The following is a 17647-nucleotide window of genomic DNA, read 5'->3' on the forward strand; positions in this document are numbered from 1 at the left end:
GTGAACCGGACCGACACCAGATGCCACGGCCAAGCCAGGGCCCGGGTGGCTAGTCCACGGATTTGCTCTGGTTGTAGCTCGTGGAGCGTTCCTGTCCGCTGAGCAGCGCAATGGCGTCCATGATCTTGTCCGTGACCTCGCGGCGGGCGGGCAGCGAATGATCCGGACCCGTCTTATCGAAGTAGAGCGGTTCCCCAACCTTCATGGTGAAGTGCTGGGGACGGACGGCATTCTTATCCGCCGGCTGGAGCTTCTCTGTGCCGATCAGCCCCACGGGGATGACAGGTGCACCCGTAGTCAGGGCAAGCCAGCCCACGCCGGTGCGACCACGGTAGAGGATTCCATCGCGGGACCTGGTGCCCTCGGGGTAGATGCCGATGCCCTTGCCCGATTCAAGGATATCCAGCAGGGTCTTCAACGCCTGGACGCTGGCCGCCTGCTCGCCCCGCTCTACGGGTATGGAACCAACGGCTTCAAAGAAGGACTTCATCACAGCGCCCTTGACGCCCTTGGTTGTGAAGTATTCCGCTTTGGCAAAGAACGCGACCGGTCGTGGCATCAGTGCCTGAACGATCACGCTGTCAAGGAAGGAGAGGTGATTGGGGGCCACAATGAACGGGCCGTCGGTGGGTACGTTCTCAAGTCCAATGACCGTAGGGCGGCAGGTGGACGAAATGAGCCCGCGGGTAGTCCACCGGATCGCATCAAATACTGCCATCGTTTTGTACCTCGCTCAGGGCTGCCGCGCGGACAGCGTCAAGTTCTTCGATTGTGCTTTTCAGTTCGAGCGCGGTGCCCACCACGGCCACTGCCCCGGCCTGCTCGAGTTCGCCGTCGGGGGCAAAACCCCAACCGACGCCGATGCAGTCCAGCCCGTTGGCCATGGCACCTGCTACGTCCTGGTGCCTGTCCCCCACCATGACTGCGGGCTGCGAGTGCAGGTCGGCCAGGGCTGCGCCCACGATTTCAACCTTGCCGGAAGCAGTGTTGGCGCCCAAGGACTCGTCGTCGGCCGCGCCCCTTATGGAGACGAAGAAACCGGCAATGCCGTGATGCTCCAGGACAAGGCGGGCCATGGACTGTGGTTTCTGGGTAGCTACTGCCACCGGACGGCCGGACTCAGCAAAGTCCTGCAGAAGAGCGTGGATACCCGGATAAAGCTTGCTCTGGGCAATTCCGGTTTCCTTGTAGTGGCGCCGATAACGATCAATGACCTCGTCCACCAATTCTCTGGGGACATTGGCCAAATGCAAGAGCGAATCACTGAGCTTCGGGCCGACCATGGAATTCAGGACTGCCTGCCCTGGAACAGGAAGGTCCATTTCCCTGAGGGCGGCAGAGATTCCCCCGGTTATGCCGCCGGCAGGATCGACAAGGGTGCCGTCCAGATCGAATATTACGGGCACCTTTGTTTGAGTCACCGGGTTAGTTTCTCACGAGTAGCGGCATGCCTGAAACTCGCATGCCGCTACGGGAATACTTCTATCCCAGAATCTCGGCCAGGAATGTCGCGGTGTGACTCTCCGTGGATTTAGCCACTTGCTCGGGTGTTCCCGTGGCAATAATCCGGCCACCGCCGGATCCACCGTTGGGGCCAAGGTCCACAATCCAGTCAGCAGACTTGATGACGTCCAGGTTGTGTTCAATGGTGATAACGGTGTTGCCCTTGTCGACGAGCCCTTGGAGGACCATCAGGAGCTTCCGGATGTCCTCGAAGTGGAGCCCGGTGGTGGGCTCATCCAGGACGTAGATGCTCCTGCCGTTGGAGCGCTTCTGGAGTTCGGCTGCCAGCTTGACGCGTTGTGCCTCGCCCCCGGACAACGTGGTGGCAGGCTGGCCGAGCCGTACATAGCCCAGGCCAACGTCCACCAGGGTCCTCAGGTGCCGCGCGATGGGGGTGAAGGCCGCAAAGAATTCCGCGCCTTCCTCGATGGGCATGTTGAGGACGTCGGCGATCGTCTTGCCCTTGTAGTGGACCTCAAGGGTTTCCCGGTTGTAGCGGGCTCCATGGCACACTTCGCAGGGAACGTAAACGTCCGGAAGGAAGTTCATTTCGATCTTCAAGGTGCCGTCACCGGAGCAGGCTTCACAGCGCCCACCCTTGACGTTGAAGGAGAACCGTCCCGGCTGGTAGCCCCGGACCTTGGCTTCGGTGGTCTCGGCGAACAGCTTGCGGATGTTGTCGAACACACCGGTATACGTTGCCGGGTTGGACCGGGGCGTGCGGCCGATGGGACTCTGGTCGACGTGGACCACCTTGTCCAGGTGCTCCAGCCCCGTCACGGTCTTGTGGCGACCGGCGACCTGCTTGGCGCCGTTGAGCTTATTGGCCAGCACCTTATAGAGGATCTCGTTTACCAGCGTGGACTTGCCGGAACCGCTGACACCTGTGACGGCGGTGAAGAGTCCCAGGGGGAACGTCGCGTCAACGTTGTTGAGGTTGTTCTCCCGGGCACCAACAACCTTCAATTCGCGCTTTTTGTCGTATTTACGACGCTTCTTGGGGATGTCGATGGTGCGGCGGCCTGACAGGTAGTCGCCAGTCAGCGACTCGGTGTTCGCCAGGAGCTCTTTGTAGGTTCCGGAGTGCACAACCTGGCCGCCGTGCTCGCCGGCGCCCGGTCCGATGTCCACCACCCAGTCGGCCTCGTGGATGGTGTCTTCGTCGTGCTCCACGACAATCAGCGTGTTACCGAGGTCCCGGAGGCGCGTCAGCGTCTCGATGAGCCTGCGGTTGTCGCGCTGGTGGAGTCCGATCGATGGCTCGTCGAGGACATACAGCACACCCACAAGGCCAGAGCCGATCTGGGTTGCCAGCCTGATCCGCTGCGCTTCGCCGCCGGACAAGGTGCCGGAGGGCCGTTCGAGGTTGAGGTACTCCAAACCGACATCCAGGAGGAAGGTCAGCCGGGCCTGGATTTCCTTCAGCACCTGGTTGGCAATCTGCGCCTCCCTGCTGGTCAGGGTCAGGCTGCCCAGGAACTCCGCGCACTCCCGCATTGGCAGGGCTGCGACTGCGGCGATCGACTTGCCGTTGATCAATACCGACAGAGACGCCGGGTTCAGGCGCGCGCCATTGCACTCAGGGCAGGGGATTTGGCGCATGTATTCTTCGTAACGGTCGCGGGCCCAATCCGAGTCCGTTTCCCCGTGCTTCCGGTGGACATACTGGATGGCGCCTTCGAAGCCGGTACTGTACTTGCGCTCCCGGCCGAAACGGTTCTTGTACTGGACAACGACCTTGTGGTCCTTGCCGTGGAGCACGGTGTTGCGGACGTCCTTCGGGAGTTTCTCCCACGAGGTCTTCATGGAGAAGCCCAGTTCGTGGGCCAGGCCCTCCAGGAGGCGGTTCCAGTATTCGGTGGTCGCCGTACCCAGCGACCATGGGGCGATGGCGCCCTCGCCAAGCGAAAGTTCCGGGTTGGGAACTATCAATTCCTCGTCGACTTCAAGCTTGGTGCCAATACCACTGCAGGCGGAACACGCACCGAAGGGATTGTTGAACGAGAAAGAACGTGGCTCGATCTCATCGATGGCCAGGGGATGTTCGTTGGGGCAGGCCAGGTTCTCGGAAAACGCCCGGATGCGTCCAGGATCTTCGGCATCGAGGTCGACGAATTCGACCAGGACGCGCCCCTCGGCCAAGCCCAGGGCTGTTTCGACAGAGTCGGTGAGCCGTTGGCTGATGTCTTCCTTGACCACCAGGCGGTCCACCACAACTTCGATGGTGTGTTTGAACTGCTTGCCCAGCTTGGGAGGATCGCTCAGCTGTACCAGCTCACCATCCACGCGGGCACGGGAGTAGCCCTTGGCGGTCAGTTCTTTGAAAAGGTCAACGAATTCTCCCTTGCGTCCGCGCACCACGGGTGCGAGGACCTGGAAGCGCGTACCCGTCTCCAGCTCCAGGAGCTGGTCCACGATTTGCTGGGGAGTCTGGCGGGTGATCGGCTCGCCGCACACTGGGCAGTGCGGGCGGCCGACGCGGGCCCACAGGAGCCGCATGTAGTCGTAAATCTCAGTGATGGTGCCCACGGTGGAGCGCGGATTCTTGCTGGTGGACTTCTGGTCGATGGACACCGCAGGTGACAGGCCCTCGATGAAATCGACATCGGGTTTGTCCACCTGGCCGAGGAATTGGCGCGCGTAGGCGGACAGCGATTCCACGTACCGGCGCTGGCCTTCAGCGAAGATAGTGTCAAAAGCCAGCGATGACTTGCCGGAACCCGAGAGTCCCGTAAACACGATCATGGCGTCCCGCGGCAGGTCCAGGTCCACGTTGCGAAGGTTGTGTTCCCGGGCGCCCTTGACCACCAGGCGCGACAGGTCCGGCCTGGCGGGCTTGGTTTCAAGAACGGCTGGGATGCTGTTCGGCGATTCGATGGCGGTATCTTCAGCTAAGGCTTTGGGCACCTACCAATGCTAATCGAAAACTTCTTCGAATTTCCATGTCGTGCCTCACACCCTACTGATCGGTATCAGTCGGCGTCGTAGGCGGCCGCAAGAAGCTGCACCGCTTCAGCGAAGGAAGCCCCCTGTGCTTTCGCGGCAGCCGCATATTCGGCAGCTACGCCGGCCAGCGCTCCCCATCGGTCATCCCGCGCGCAGACGACCGTGCCGTTCCTCCCCCGGGTAGCCACAACGCCGGCCGCTTCCAGCTCCTTGTACGCGCGGGCCACTGTATGGGGTGCAACATCCAGCGCACCCGCAAGATTGCGGACCGGAGGAAGCTTCGCCCCGACCGCAAGGGCTCCGGAGTCAACCAGTTCGATGATCCGGAGGCGCAACTGTTCAAAGAGCGCTACGGCGCTCCCGGTGTGGGGCCGCCAAGTGCCGGGGAACTCGCCTGTGGGAGTCATCAGTAACTCCGGCCGGTCACCGGCGTCGTGCGCGGCGTGAGGGGTTCGAAACGTCCATGGTCCATGTCGAAAATTAGACCAGCGACGCCGGTACGGGACAAGCCGGTCCGGCGGGGGAAACTGTCGGCTGCTGGAATTGGCGGCAATCCGGGGTTCAATTCTTGCGCGCGACCGCAAAGATCCGCCGGAAAGGAAAAACTGTGCCGTGTTTCGTGGCCGGATAAGCTTCCCGCAGCATCGCGGCGTATTCCTGCTCGAAGTCTGCGGCTTCCTCCGCGGACAAAGCCGCCAGCACAGGTCGCAAGCCCGTGCCGCGGACCCACTCCAGAACAGGGTCTTCGCCGGTCAGTACCTGCTGGTAGGTGGTCTCCCAAGCGTCAGCCGTACAACCGGCGTCGAGCATGATGCCCAGGTAATCCGCAGGACTGCTTACAGCGCCATCGTGCCGAAGGACTCCAGCCAACCGGGGCGACCACCGCGGCGACTCTGCCAGTCCGCGCATCAGGGCGTGGGACGGAGAGGTGAAATTTCCCGGTACCTGCATGGCGAACCAGGCGCCGGGTTTGAGGTCGCGCAGCCAAGCAGCCACCATTTCCTGGTGGCCCGGTACCCATTGGAGCGCCGCGTTCGTGACAACCACATCGGTATCCGTATCCGGTTCCCAGCGGGCGATGTCGCCCAGCTCGAACTCCAGCCGCGCGGTCTGCTTCGCCAGCGACTCCGCTTTGCGGAGCATCTCCGCCGAGGAGTCAACGCCTACCACGCGGGCCTCGGGCCATCGATCGGTCAGCGTCGCCGTCAGGTTTCCGGGGCCGCAACCGAGGTCCACCACCTTCCGCGGGTCGTTGGCCTGGATCCTCCCCACGAGGCCATGGAACGGCCTGTCCCGATGATTACCGAACTCGGTGTACTTGGACGGGTCCCACTTCATTAGAGCCTCCTCGCGTCTGGCATCACTGCTGGGCCGAGCCTAAACCGTGCGGGCACTAAGCTGGAAACCAATGAAACTTCTTGAGCAGCTTCCCGGTTCCGCCGACACCGGTCCCCTGGACCCGGACGAAATTTACACACGGTTCGTGGAGTGGACGGAGAGTCGCGGGCTTCAGCTGTACCCGGCGCAGGACGAAGCGATCATGGAGCTCGCCTCGGGCGCCAACGTCATCCTTGCCACTCCCACGGGCTCCGGAAAGTCCCTGGTGGCGATCGCTGCGCACTTCGAAGCCATGGCGCGCGGCCAACGGAGCTACTACACCGCCCCCATCAAGGCGCTGGTGTCGGAAAAGTTCTTCGCCCTGTGCGACATTTTCGGCGCAGAGAACGTTGGCATGATCACCGGTGACTCCGGGGTGAACCAGGATGCGCCGATCATTTGCTGTACAGCTGAGATCCTCGCGAACATCGCCCTCCGCGAGGGTGCTTCTGCCGAGTTGGGCTCCGTCATCATGGACGAGTTCCACTTTTACTCCGACCCGCAGCGGGGGTGGGCCTGGCAGGTGCCACTGCTGGAACTCCCCCAGGCCCAGTTCCTCCTCATGTCCGCGACGTTGGGCGATGTGACGCGCTTCGAGGCCGGCCTGTCTGATCTCACCGGCCGCTCCACCACCACTGTGAGCTCGGCCGAACGCCCCATCCCGCTGCACTACTACTACCAGGTGACGCCTGTCCACGAGACCCTTGAGGAGCTGCTCGCCACCAAGCAGGTTCCGGTGTATGTGGTCCATTTCAGCCAAGCCGAAGCCATTGAGCGCGCCCAGAACCTCATGAGCATCAACATGTGCAGCCGTGACGAGAAGGACCGGATCGCTGAACTCATCGCGGGCTTCAGGTTTGCCGCCGGATTCGGAAAGACCCTCAACAGGCTGGTCCGGCATGGCATTGGCGTTCACCACGCTGGAATGCTCCCCAAATACCGCCGCCTGGTGGAGCAACTCGCCCAAGCAGGACTCCTGAAGGTTATTTGCGGCACTGACACGTTGGGCGTTGGCATCAACGTGCCCATCCGCACTGTGCTGTTGACGGCCCTAAGTAAATACGACGGCGTTCGAACCCGCCCCCTGAACTCCCGTGAGTTCCACCAGATCGCCGGCCGCGCAGGCCGTGCCGGCTACGACACTGCAGGCACGGTGGTCGTCCAGGCTCCCGAACACGTGGTGGAGAACACCAAAGCCATGGCCAAGGCCACGGCCAAGTTCGGCGACGACCAAAAGAAGCTGCGCCAGGTGGTCAAGAAGAAACCGCCGGAGGGATTTGTTTCCTGGGGCGAGCCGACGTTCAACAAACTGGTGGAATCCATTCCGGAGCCGCTGACGTCCAGCTTCACCGTCACCCACGCGATGCTCCTGAATCTCATGGAACGTCCTGGCGACCCCTTCCAGGCAACCCGCAGGCTTCTGAGCGAAAACCATGAGAGCCGGCCCGCACAGCTGAAACTGATGAAGAAAGCCTTGGGAATCTATCGTGAGCTCCTGGCAGCAGGAGTTGTTGAACGGATCCCTGAGGACCAGCAGGAAGCCGAGGGGCGCTCGGTTCGTCTCACAGTGCACCTGCAGGCAAACTTTGCCCTGAACCAGCCGTTGTCCCCCTTCGCCCTTGCCGCGTTGGAGTTGCTCGACCCGGAGTCGCCGTCATATGCCCTTGATGTTGTGTCCGTGATCGAGTCAACGCTTGAGAAGCCACGACAGATACTCTCCGCCCAGCAGAAGAAGGCACGCGGCGAGGCGGTTGCGGCCATGAAGGCTGACGGCATCGAGTACGACCAGCGCATGGCCATGCTCGACGAAGTAACCTACCCCATGCCGTTGGCCGAAATCCTGGGCGAAGCCTTCGAGGTCTACCGCAAGGCAGCCCCATGGGTTGGCGACTTCGAACTCGCGCCGAAGTCGATTGTCCGCGACATGTATGAGCGGGCCATGAACTTCGGGGAGTTCGTCCAGTTCTACGGCTTGGCCCGTTCGGAGGGCATTGTCCTCCGCTATCTGGCGGACGGTTTCCGGGCCCTCCGGCAGACCGTTCCCCAGGACCTGCTCCGCGAGGATCTCGAAGACCTGATCGCATGGCTGGGGGAACTGGTGCGCCAGGTGGACTCCAGCTTGCTGGATGAATGGGAGGAACTCACCTCCGGGGCTGCCCCGACGCCGCACGATGCGCCACCGCCCCCGCCTCCGTCGCTGACGTCCAATATCCGGGCCTTCCGGGTGATGGTCCGTAACGAGATGTTCCGCAGGGTTGAACTTTTCGCCGACGAGGATTCCAATGCCTTGGGCGAACTCGATGCCGATGCCGGCTGGGATGCCGGGCGTTGGGAAGACGTGTTGGACGATTACTTTGACGAACACGACGACATCGGCACCGGACCCGACGCGCGCGGACCGGGCTTGCTCATCATCACCGAAGAGCCCGGCACGTGGAAGGTCCGGCAAATCTTCGATGACCCGGCAGGCAACCACGACTGGGGCATATCGGCCGAAGTGGACTTGGCAGCCTCCGACGAGTCCGGCACTGCAGTGGTCCGCGTGACGGACGTCAACAGGCTCTGAGCGGGAATCCCATGGGAACCATCCCCGACCTCGTTGCAGGCCTGCGGAAACTTGGGGCATTGGTTGAAGTGCCTCCCGCTGCCTGCGACGGTCCGCGCCGGTGGTGGGGTGGTGCATTGGACGTCGAAGGCCTCGCGCTCGGCTCAGTCCAAGCGGTGGCAACTGCGCTCAACGCACTTACCGGATCTCCCGGCAGGTATTCCACCTCAGCCGCTCCTGCGGCGGCTGCATTCGATTCACTGGGTCACCTGAGAATCGCTGGGCAGAAACCAGTGGGCTTCGCTCCGATGTCGGGCTTCAGGCCCACGAAGGATGGCTGGATCCGCCTTCACGCCAACTATCCCCACCATGCTGCCCGTTTGCTGGAAGCCCTTTCAGCGACCAGCCCACAGGACGTGGACCGTACGCTCTTGTCGATGACCTCCCTGGAGGCCGAGGCCGCGATCGTGGCCAACAAGGGCGTGGCTGCGGCCGTCCGGAGCCGCACCGAATGGCTCGCCTCGCCGATGCATCATGCGGCGGCCTCCGGCGGCTGGATCGACATCGAATCTTCGGCTGAGCATGCTGCCGCTTCGCACCGGACGGCGTGGTTTCCTGCCACAAACCCACGGCTGCCGCTGGACGGATTACGGGTCCTGGACCTGACCCGGGTCATTGCCGGCCCCACCGCAACTCGGCTCCTGGGGGCCCTCGGCGCGGACGTACTACGCATCGACCCGCCCCAGCTTCCGGAATTGACGGACGCTTTCGTCGATTCAGGTTTCGATAAGCGAAGCGCCGAGGCGGATCTTGGTCGGGCGGCGGACTTGGGCGTCATCAACGGGCTGGTTGCTTCGGCCGACGTTGTGGTCACGGGATACCACGACGGCGGCCTGGACCGTTTCGGTCTGGGGCCCGGTGCGCTGTTGGCGAGCAGGCCCGGCCTCGTCGTTGCCACCTTGACCGCGTGGGGCCGCAGCGGACCATGGAAGGGGCGGCGTGGATTCGACAGTCTGGTGCAGGCGGCCACCGGGATCGCCGAACGGTATGGACAGCCCGACGACGCAGGGTGGCAGCCCGGGGCGTTGCCTGTCCAGGCGCTTGACCATGCCACAGGGTACGGACTGGCTGCTGCCGTCATCGCCTTGCTGGGCGAACGGCTCCATACAGGACGCGGTGGTTTGGCCAGGATGTCATTGGCGCGGACCGCCGAGGAACTTTTTGCCCTCCCCCGGGACTACGGGGATGTTGCAGCCAGTAGGCTGCCGGAACCTGATGTCGTTGTCACGGACAGCCCCTACGGGACGCTCGAGTTCGTGGCGCCGCCCCTCCTGGTGGGAGGCACACAGCTGATGTACCGGGAGCCGCCCGTACAGTACGGATCCTCAGTGCTGGCCTGGCGGCGGCAGGCCGATCTGCCCTAGTAAGCTCGATGCCATGAGTGTAATCCGACCCGCCACAGTTGAAGACGTTCCCGCAATCCTTCGTATGATCCACGATCTTGCGATCTACGAGAAGGAACCGGACGCCGTCAAGAACACTCCTGAGATGCTTTCGGACGTCCTCTTTGGGGACAACCCCCGGGTATACGCCACCATCGCCGAGAATGCCGCGGGCACGGTGCAAGGCTTTGCTTTGTGGTTCCTGAACTATTCCACGTGGGAAGGGGTCCACGGTATCTACCTTGAGGACCTTTATGTGGAACCGGATGCGCGCGGCGAGGGCCACGGCAAGGCGCTGTTGCAGCACCTGGCCGCAACCGCCGTCGAACGTGGATATGCGCGTGTCGAGTGGAGTGTCCTGAACTGGAACGAGCCCTCGATCAACTTCTACAAGAACCTTGGAGCCTTCCCCATGGCGGAGTGGTCAACATTCCGTTTGACAGGTGACGCGCTTGAAGCCTTTGGCGCGACTTCCGACCCCGCCAGCCAGGCACTCACCCGTGGCTGAAACCGTGCTGCCCAACAACGGCCACAGTATCCGCGGCCGCCACGAGTTCCGTGGGATCCGAACCGTGGAGCACTACTTCACAGTCCCCCTGGACCACGCAGCGGAGAGCCAGAGCGGTTCCGGGGAAACCATCTCGGTATTCGCCCGTGAATACTCCTCCACTGCGCACACCCCCGAAGCTGCCAGCCGCTTGCCCTGGCTCCTGTACCTGCAGGGCGGCCCGGGTGGCCGGGGCAACAGGGTCACTTCCCTCTCCGGGTGGATGAAAGCCGCCGCGAAGGATTTCCGGATCCTCATGCTCGACCAACGCGGCACGGGGTTGTCCACCCCCGTCGAGCCCAGGAGTCTGGAACGACGGGGAGATGCGGAGGCGCAGGCGGAGTACCTGACGCATTTCCGCGCGGATTCCATCGTTGCCGACGCTGAGCACATCCGATCGGTCCTGGACTCGGGACCCTGGTCCGTCCTGGGCCAAAGCTTCGGCGGGTTCTGTGCCTTGACGTATCTCTCCTTTGCGCCCGAAGGACTGCGGGAAGTGCTGATTACGGGCGGGCTGGCCCCACTCCAGGGTGCGGCCGACCGCGTGTACCAGGCCACCTTCCGCCGTGTCGCGGCCCGTAACGCCGAGTACTTTTCCTGGTATCCCGAGGACCGGGAACTTGTAACCCGGATTGTGCGCCATCTGGAGGAGCAGCCGGAGTTCCTGGCCAGTGGCGAGCGGCTGACGCCTGAGCGGTTCCAAATGGTGGGATCATTCCTGGGAGGCAACGGCAGGGTGGATGCACTGCATTACCTCCTGGAGGACGCGTTCATCGAGACCAGTAACGGCCCGCGGCTCTCTGAGTCGTTCCTCGAACAAGTGCGGGCGCTGGTGAGCAGGGGAACCAATCCCCTCTACGCCGTGATGCACGAGTCGATCTACGGCCAGGACGAGGCTACGGATTGGGCCGCTTGGAGGGTCCTGCGGGAATACCCCGAGTTCGAGCCCGGTGCTGAAGCGCCGCTGCTCACCGGCGAAATGGTGTATCCGTGGTACTTCGAGCAGGACCCATCCCTCGCCCCAATGCGCGAGGTGGCCGGCCTGCTGGCCAGCAAGAAGGACTGGAAGCCCTTGTACGACACCGAGCGGTTGGCAACCAACACTGTGCCTGTTGCGGCTGCGGTGTACAAGGACGACATTTACGTTGACCATGACCTTTCACTGGAGACGGCAGCCGCCGTGCGTGGGCTCCAGCCGTGGGTCACCGCCGATTTCCACCACGATGGCATTGGCGAGGACGGTGAAGGCATCTTCGGACGGTTGTTGGGCATGGTCCGGACTGCCCGCTAGGCCACGAATCACCGCACCGCTGCCAGCACTGGGTCGAACCGGGGTCACTGCGGTGTCTGCTGGCGGGGCTGCCCTGCGTGGCGGACGGGTCCCCGAAAGGCCGCAACGCCGGCGAGGGCCAGCACTGCCGCCGCCACCATGCTCGAAGCGATGTTGAGGCCTTGGTAGCCGATCCAGGCCAGGAGCAACCCCGAGGTGGCACCGCCTACCGCTCCGGCTGCGCCCATCAGCGTGTCCGATACACCCTGCACAGTGACGCGTTGGCCTGGTGCGACGCTCTCTCCCAGCAGGGTTGAGCCGGCAATCGTGGCTGCGGACCAGCCCAGTCCGAGCAGGATCAGTCCGCTGGTGACCAGGATGGGTTCGTGCTGGCCGAAGCCGGCGATGAACACGGCCAGCAGCAAGAGGCCGTGCCCCAGAGCGATGGTCTGCAGCCGCCCGGCCCTGTCCGTCAACCAGCCCCACAAGGGCGACAAGGCGTACATTCCCGCAATGTGCAGCGAAATGGTCACGCCTATGATCACCAAGGCGTCCGTGCTCTCGGTGGTGCCTCCGTGGTGCCCCTGATGCGATCCACCCAGCAGCTGCTGCAAATGCAATGGCGTCATGGACATGACAGCCACCATCACGCCGTGGGCGCCCACCACCGCCGTGAGGGCCAGCATCGCCTGCGGCGACGAGCGGACAGCCCGCAGTCCGGACCCGACAGTGCCCCTGATGGGTTTTTCCCCCGCCTCGGCAGGCCCATCGGCGGCGGCCAGACGACGGGCCAGCAGCAAGGGATCCGGCCGTAGGCCGACGAAAAGCAGAACGGCTGCCAGCAGCAGCCCAGCCGCGGAAAACACGAACGGTCCAACGATCGGAGGCAGGCCCAAAGCGGCTCCGACGACAGCGCCGGGCTGGATCAGGTTCGGCCCTGCGACCGCGCCGATGGTGATCGCCCAGACCACCGTCGAGAGCGACCGGCCACGGTGCTCGGGTTGGGCAAGGTCGACGGCGGCAAACCTCGCCTGGAGGTTCGCCGCGGTACCAAGCCCCAGCAACGCCGCACCCAACAGCAGGACGACGAAGAGTTGGCTCATCACGGAAACGATGATGAGAAGCGCCCCCGCCATGGCTGCCACTAAACCGGTCACAAGACCGACACGGCGCCCCCGCGACTCCGCCAACCGTGCCAACGGTAGGGCCGCGACCGCTGCGGCCAGGGTCAGGACCGTTGTAATGGAACCCGCCCAGGCCTCAGAACCGGTCAGGTCCACGGCCAGGAGTGACCCGATGGACAACGTGGCTCCGTTGCCGACTCCGCTAAGGAGCTGGGCTGAGCTGAGCAGGAAAACGGAACGGCGCTGGACCCGTTGAGGGTCCAGCGCCGTCGTCGAAGTGGTGTTCACTTCATGAGACTACAACGATCCAAGCCTGTTATTCGGCTTCGCTCAGGCTCTTTCGTGCGTCCTCTTCCAGCCTGGCATCCATCTTGGCTTTGCGGGCTGCCGGGCTCAGGAGGCTGGCCACGACTGCCACAATGATGGTTCCGACGATGACCGCGAGCGAGACGTACGTGGGGATCTCCGGAGCCCACTCGATGTGGTGGCCACCGTTGATGAAGGGCAGTTCGTTGACGTGCATGGCGTGGAGGACCAGCTTGACGCCAATGAACGCCAGGATCACGGACAGTGCGTGCTTCAGGTAAACCAGGCGTGTCATCAGGCCACCGAGCAGGAAGTACAACTGGCGCAGGCCCATCAGCGCGAAGATGTTCGCGGTGAAGACGATGAACGCGCTCTGGGTAAGCCCGAAGATCGCCGGGATGGAGTCGACAGCAAACAGGAGGTCTGTCAGGCCGATGGTCACGAAGACGATCAGCATGGGGGTGAAGACCTTCTTGCCGTTTACGGTGGTCCGCAACTTGCCGCCGTCGAACTTCTCCGACATGGGCAGGACCTTGCGGAGGCGCGCAATAAGCGGGTTCTCGGCGCCTTCTTCCTCATCTTCACCGGAGTCCTTGGCCTGCTTCCAGGCAGTCCACAGCAGGAACGCGCCAAAGATGTAGAACACCCAGCTGAACTGCTCGATGACTACAGCGCCGAGTGCAATGAAGATTCCCCGAAGGACCAAGGCGATGATGATACCCACCATCAGCACTTCCTGTTGGTACTTACGGGGCACCGCGAACCGGGCCATGATGATGATGAAGACGAACAGGTTGTCGATGCTCAGGCTGTACTCGGTAACCCAGCCCGCGATGAATTGGCTGCCGTACTCCGGACCGGTGAAATAGAACATTGCTCCGGCGAACACCATGGCCAAGGCCACATAGAAGGCGACCCACAGGCCGGCTTCCTTCATTGAGGGTTCGTGGGGGCGTTTGACGACCAGCAAGAGGTCAATCAGCAGAATAATTCCAAGGACGACGAACGAGCCGACCTCGAACCAGACAGGGAGCTCCATTTAGGGGCCTTTCGCAGGGTACGTGAAAGCGGTGTAAGTCTCTCCGGCCGCCCTGGAGACTTAATGCTCTGACATGGCGACCCGCTAGGCCCGGCGAGGCAACCATGCCTTGCGTGCTGACGGACTTAGCGCTTGGGATACTCCCCTACGTGCTTCCAACCTTACCTTAGGCGTGGCCCGCGGTCTGCATCTGCCTTAGTTCGCGCTTCAACTCCTTGACCTCATCACGGATCCGGGCAGCCACTTCGAACTGCAACTCGGCCGCCGCCCCGTGCATCTGTTCCGTGAGTTGCTCAATGAGTCCCACAAGGTCCTCAGCGGGAGCTGCAGCGAGCCCGTCCTGCCGGACCGTCGCGGCACCCTTCGCGGCTGACTTACCCCGCTTGGCACCCTTGGCCAGTCGGTTGTTGTTCAGCAGCTCCTGGGTGTCGGCGTCCTCCTTGGCCAGCTGATCGGTGATATCGGCGATCTTCTTGCGCAGCGGCTGGGGGTCGATGCCATGGTCGGTGTTGTACTGGACCTGGATGGCACGGCGCCGGTTGGTCTCCTCAATGGCGTGGGCCATGGAGTCCGTGATCTTGTCGGCGTACATGTGCACCTGGCCCGAAACGTTGCGTGCAGCACGGCCGATGGTCTGGATCAGGGACGTCGAGGAACGCAGGAAGCCCTCCTTGTCCGCGTCAAGGATGCTGACGAGGGAGACTTCGGGCAGGTCGAGGCCTTCACGGAGCAGGTTGATGCCCACCAGGACATCGAAGACGCCCATGCGGAGCTCGCGGAGCAACTCGACGCGCCGCAGGGTGTCGACGTCGGAGTGGAGGTATTCCACTTTGACGCCGTGGCCCACCAGGTAGTCGGTGAGGTCTTCCGCCATCCTCTTTGTCAGGGTGGTGACAAGGACGCGTTCGTTCTTTTCGGTCCGTGTCCTGATCTCCCCCAAAAGGTCGTCAATCTGGCCCTTGGTGGGCTTGACCACGACCTCGGGATCGATGAGGCCCGTGGGACGAATGATCTGCTGGACATAGCCATCGGCCTTGCCCAGCTCATATTTGCCAGGGGTGGCGGAGAGGTAGACGGTCTGGCCGATCCGTTCCAGGAACTCATCCCATTTCAGGGGCCTGTTGTCCATGGCGGAGGGCAGCCGGAACCCGAAGTCCACCAAGTTTCGCTTGCGGGACATGTCGCCCTCGTACATGGCACCGATCTGGGGAATGGTGACGTGCGACTCGTCGACGACCAGGAGGAAGTCGTCGGGGAAGTAGTCCAGCAGGCAGTGGGGTGCCGTCCCGGGGGCGCGGCCGTCAATATGTACCGAATAGTTCTCGATGCCGTTGCAGAAGCCCATCTGCTGCATCATCTCAAGGTCGTACGTGGTGCGCATCCGAAGCCGTTGTGCTTCCACCAGCTTGTTCTGCCCCTCGAGCACTTTCAAGCGGTCGGCAAGTTCGTCCTCAATCCGCTTGATGGCACGTGCCATCCGTTCCGGTCCGGCCACATAGTGGGAGGCCGGGAACACGTACATTTCTTCTTCCTCCCGGAGGACTTCTCCGGTCAGCGGATGCAGGGTCTGGATATTCTCGATTTCATCGCCAAAGAATTCGATCCTGATGGCCAGTTCTTCATACATCGGGATGATCTCCACGGTGTCGCCGCGGACCCGGAACGTTCCCCGGTGGAAGTCCATGTCGTTGCGGGTGTACTGCATGGAAACGAACCTGCGCAGCAGGTGGTCCCGGTTCATCTCCGCTCCCTTGCGGAGGGTGACCATTCCGGCAATGTATTCTTCCGGCGTGCCCAGGCCGTAGATGCAGGACACCGTTGCCACCACGATGACGTCGCGGCGGGTGAGCAGCGCGTTGGTGGCGGAGTGGCGCAGCCTCTCGACTTCCTCGTTAATGGAGGAGTCCTTCTCGATGAAGGTGTCCGTCTGCGCTACATATGCTTCCGGCTGGTAGTAGTCGTAGTAGGAGACGAAGTACTCCACCGCGTTGTTGGGCAGCAGTTCGCGGAATTCATTGGCCAACTGCGCAGCGAGGGTTTTGTTCTGGACCATCACCAGTGTGGGTCGCTGGACCTGCTCGATGAGCCACGCCGTCGTTGCGCTTTTGCCTGTACCTGTGGCGCCGAGGAGGACGACGTCTTTTTCGCCGTTGTTGATGCGTTCTGTCAGCTCAGCAATGGCGGTCGGCTGGTCACCGGCGGGTTTGAACTCGCTGATCACTTCGAACGGTGCGACGACACGGTTGATTTCCTGGGCAAGGCTCATGAATCAAATCTACCCCCGTCCGAGGACAGCTACTGTCCGCGTTTGCCATCAGCGGAAGAGGAATACGACGGCGGCAGCCAGCCTGTGCGGGCAGCCCACTCATCCATGAGCGGCCACGCCACAGCGGCGAACCACGGTTCCTTGGCGTTCGCGTAGGCAGCGGTGTCCAGGTCTTCGGAGTGGTGGGCCACGAGCTCCCGCTTGTGCTCTTCGTAGAGACGCGCAGCAGAGGGTTCGGCCCGCAGCCAGTCGCGGAACTGCAGGGCATAGCGCCACCCGGCTGACCCTGCCGCCCGAACGTGGAGGTTCACCGGCCGGCCCGGGTCCGCGTTGGCATGGAACCTCTTTTCCCACTGCCGGGCATCCGGAAGGGAGGGTTTTGGCGTGTCATGGGTGATGCCTGGGACAGCGGGATAACCGGCAGCGGCCAGCAGCGGCGCTATCCGGTCCGCCGTCCCTGGATCAGCTACCGTGACCTGGAGATCGATAACATCCTTGGCGGCCAAACCGGGCACGGACGTCGAGCCTATATGGTCAACGGCAAGGATCTCCCCCGGTGCGGATGCAGCGATGCGGGCCGCGAGCCGCCCGGCCTGCAGGCTCCACGTGGGGTCGGCGGGAACCATGACGGCCGCACCCGGCCTTGGAGCGCGTTTGCCTTGCCGCAGGTTCTCCACGAACGGCACCAGGCGTTGCTCCCAGAGGACGTCGACGCGGGCCAGCAGTTCCTCCCGCGTGCCTACATTGGCCAGCACTGCGTCTGCGGCGGCATTGCGGGTTTCGCGCGTCGCCTGGGCAGCGATACGTGAGCGGGCATCCTCCGGTGACATGCCGCGAAACTCCACCATTCGCTGCAGGCGCACGTCGTCCGGCGCATCCACCACCAGCACCAGGTGGAAGTTACTGCCCTGCCCTGTTTCAACCAACAGCGGAATGTCCTGCACTACGATGTCACCGGCGCCGGCAGCTGCTACGACCGCTGCGGCGGCTTCACGGACCAGCGGGTGGATGATGCCATTGAGCACTTCCCGCTGCCCGGCGTTGCGAAACACGATGGAGCCCAGCTGGGGCCGGTCCAGCCTGCCGTCCTGGTCGAGGATGCCCTGACCGAACGCCTCCACCACACGCTCCAGGCCGGGAGTGCCGGGTTCCACCACCTGCCGTGCAAGCGCGTCAGCGTCGACGAGGACAGCGCCCAGTTCCTGCAGCCGTGACGCGACCAGTGATTTTCCTGAGGCGATGCCGCCCGTCAGCCCAATCTTCAACACCACTCAACACTAGA

General features: G+C 63.0%; 13 protein-coding genes. 4 read left to right on the plus strand and 9 right to left on the minus strand.

Features of this window, described 5'->3' with window-relative positions:
• Nucleotides 1-49: 49 nt before the first annotated feature.
• From NEK97_RS01740 to NEK97_RS01760, 5 genes are all read right to left on the minus strand, one after another.
• Nucleotides 50-718 carry a 1-acyl-sn-glycerol-3-phosphate acyltransferase gene (locus NEK97_RS01740; protein ID WP_235521722.1) on the minus strand — a complete coding sequence of 223 codons (669 nt, stop codon included), beginning with the start codon at nt 716-718 and terminating at the stop codon, nt 50-52.
• The gene (locus NEK97_RS01745; RefSeq protein ID WP_257368147.1) at nt 705-1421 is read right to left on the minus strand and encodes an HAD hydrolase-like protein; all 717 of its coding nucleotides are present in this window, start codon (nt 1419-1421) and stop codon (nt 705-707) included. Before NEK97_RS01745 ends, NEK97_RS01740 begins: the two co-directional genes overlap by 14 nt.
• 61 nt (nt 1422-1482) lie before the next feature.
• Entirely contained in the window at nt 1483-4410 is a 2928-nt protein-coding gene (gene uvrA, locus NEK97_RS01750; RefSeq protein ID WP_257368148.1) for an excinuclease ABC subunit UvrA, read from the minus strand.
• A 65-nt stretch (nt 4411-4475) separates the two neighbouring features.
• Nucleotides 4476-4856, minus strand: a complete 381-nt coding sequence (locus NEK97_RS01755; RefSeq protein WP_257368149.1) for a GntR family transcriptional regulator — start codon at nt 4854-4856, stop codon at nt 4476-4478.
• A 154-nt stretch (nt 4857-5010) separates the two neighbouring features.
• Nucleotides 5011-5787 (minus strand): trans-aconitate 2-methyltransferase, encoded by a 777-nt coding sequence (locus NEK97_RS01760; RefSeq protein WP_257368150.1) that lies wholly within the window; start codon nt 5785-5787, stop codon nt 5011-5013.
• Between the two features lie 70 nt (nt 5788-5857).
• On the opposite strand from NEK97_RS01760, the gene NEK97_RS01765 reads away from it, so the two are divergent.
• Genes NEK97_RS01765 through NEK97_RS01780 form a run of 4 tightly spaced genes read left to right on the plus strand, consistent with a single transcriptional unit; the run spans nt 5858 to nt 11651 of the window.
• Nucleotides 5858-8392 (plus strand): RNA helicase, encoded by a 2535-nt coding sequence (locus NEK97_RS01765; RefSeq protein WP_257368151.1) that lies wholly within the window; start codon nt 5858-5860, stop codon nt 8390-8392.
• 11 nt (nt 8393-8403) lie between these two features.
• Complete coding sequence (locus NEK97_RS01770) at nt 8404-9795, plus strand: CoA transferase (protein ID WP_257368152.1); 1392 nt, start codon at nt 8404-8406, stop codon at nt 9793-9795.
• A 13-nt stretch (nt 9796-9808) separates the two neighbouring features.
• Nucleotides 9809-10321 (plus strand): GNAT family N-acetyltransferase, encoded by a 513-nt coding sequence (locus tag NEK97_RS01775; protein ID WP_257368153.1) that lies wholly within the window; start codon nt 9809-9811, stop codon nt 10319-10321.
• On the plus strand, nt 10314-11651 hold the full coding sequence (locus NEK97_RS01780; RefSeq protein WP_257368154.1) for an alpha/beta hydrolase: 1338 nt from the start codon (nt 10314-10316) through the stop codon (nt 11649-11651). The genes NEK97_RS01775 and NEK97_RS01780 overlap by 8 nt, the downstream gene beginning before the upstream one ends.
• 44 nt (nt 11652-11695) lie before the next feature.
• Here the strand turns inward: NEK97_RS01780 and NEK97_RS01785 are convergent, their stop codons facing one another.
• The 4 genes from NEK97_RS01785 to coaE all read right to left on the minus strand — a co-directional run bounded on the left by NEK97_RS01785 (nt 11696) and on the right by coaE (nt 17633).
• Nucleotides 11696-13042, minus strand: coding sequence for an MFS transporter (locus NEK97_RS01785; RefSeq protein ID WP_257368155.1), 1347 nt, complete (start codon nt 13040-13042; stop codon nt 11696-11698).
• A gap of 28 nt (nt 13043-13070) precedes the next feature.
• Nucleotides 13071-14099, minus strand: coding sequence for a TerC family protein (locus NEK97_RS01790; RefSeq protein WP_257368156.1), 1029 nt, complete (start codon nt 14097-14099; stop codon nt 13071-13073).
• A gap of 166 nt (nt 14100-14265) precedes the next feature.
• Nucleotides 14266-16365 carry an excinuclease ABC subunit UvrB gene (gene uvrB, locus NEK97_RS01795; RefSeq protein WP_257368157.1) on the minus strand — a complete coding sequence of 700 codons (2100 nt, stop codon included), beginning with the start codon at nt 16363-16365 and terminating at the stop codon, nt 14266-14268.
• 29 nt (nt 16366-16394) lie between these two features.
• Nucleotides 16395-17633, minus strand: coding sequence for a dephospho-CoA kinase (coaE, locus tag NEK97_RS01800; RefSeq protein WP_257368158.1), 1239 nt, complete (start codon nt 17631-17633; stop codon nt 16395-16397).
• Between the last annotated feature and the right edge of the window lie 14 nt (nt 17634-17647).

The sequence above is a fragment of the Paenarthrobacter sp. UW852 genome, assembly GCF_024608385.1.
Taxonomy (GTDB): Bacteria; Actinomycetota; Actinomycetes; order Actinomycetales; family Micrococcaceae; genus Arthrobacter.

What these genes read in the sequence shown, in the direction of transcription:
- NEK97_RS01740 (WP_235521722.1), bottom strand. Translation starts at nt 718, where the DNA reads ATGGCAGTATTTGATGCGATCCGGTGGACTACCCGCGGGCTCATTTCG.
- NEK97_RS01755 (WP_257368149.1), bottom strand. Translation starts at nt 4,856, where the DNA reads ATGACTCCCACAGGCGAGTTCCCCGGCACTTGGCGGCCCCACACCGGG.
- NEK97_RS01760 (WP_257368150.1), bottom strand. Translation starts at nt 5,787, where the DNA reads ATGAAGTGGGACCCGTCCAAGTACACCGAGTTCGGTAATCATCGGGAC.
- NEK97_RS01765 (WP_257368151.1), top strand. Translation starts at nt 5,858, where the DNA reads ATGAAACTTCTTGAGCAGCTTCCCGGTTCCGCCGACACCGGTCCCCTG.
- NEK97_RS01770 (WP_257368152.1), top strand. Translation starts at nt 8,404, where the DNA reads ATGGGAACCATCCCCGACCTCGTTGCAGGCCTGCGGAAACTTGGGGCA.
- NEK97_RS01775 (WP_257368153.1), top strand. Translation starts at nt 9,809, where the DNA reads ATGAGTGTAATCCGACCCGCCACAGTTGAAGACGTTCCCGCAATCCTT.
- NEK97_RS01790 (WP_257368156.1), bottom strand. Translation starts at nt 14,099, where the DNA reads ATGGAGCTCCCTGTCTGGTTCGAGGTCGGCTCGTTCGTCGTCCTTGGA.
- uvrB (WP_257368157.1), bottom strand. Translation starts at nt 16,365, where the DNA reads ATGAGCCTTGCCCAGGAAATCAACCGTGTCGTCGCACCGTTCGAAGTG.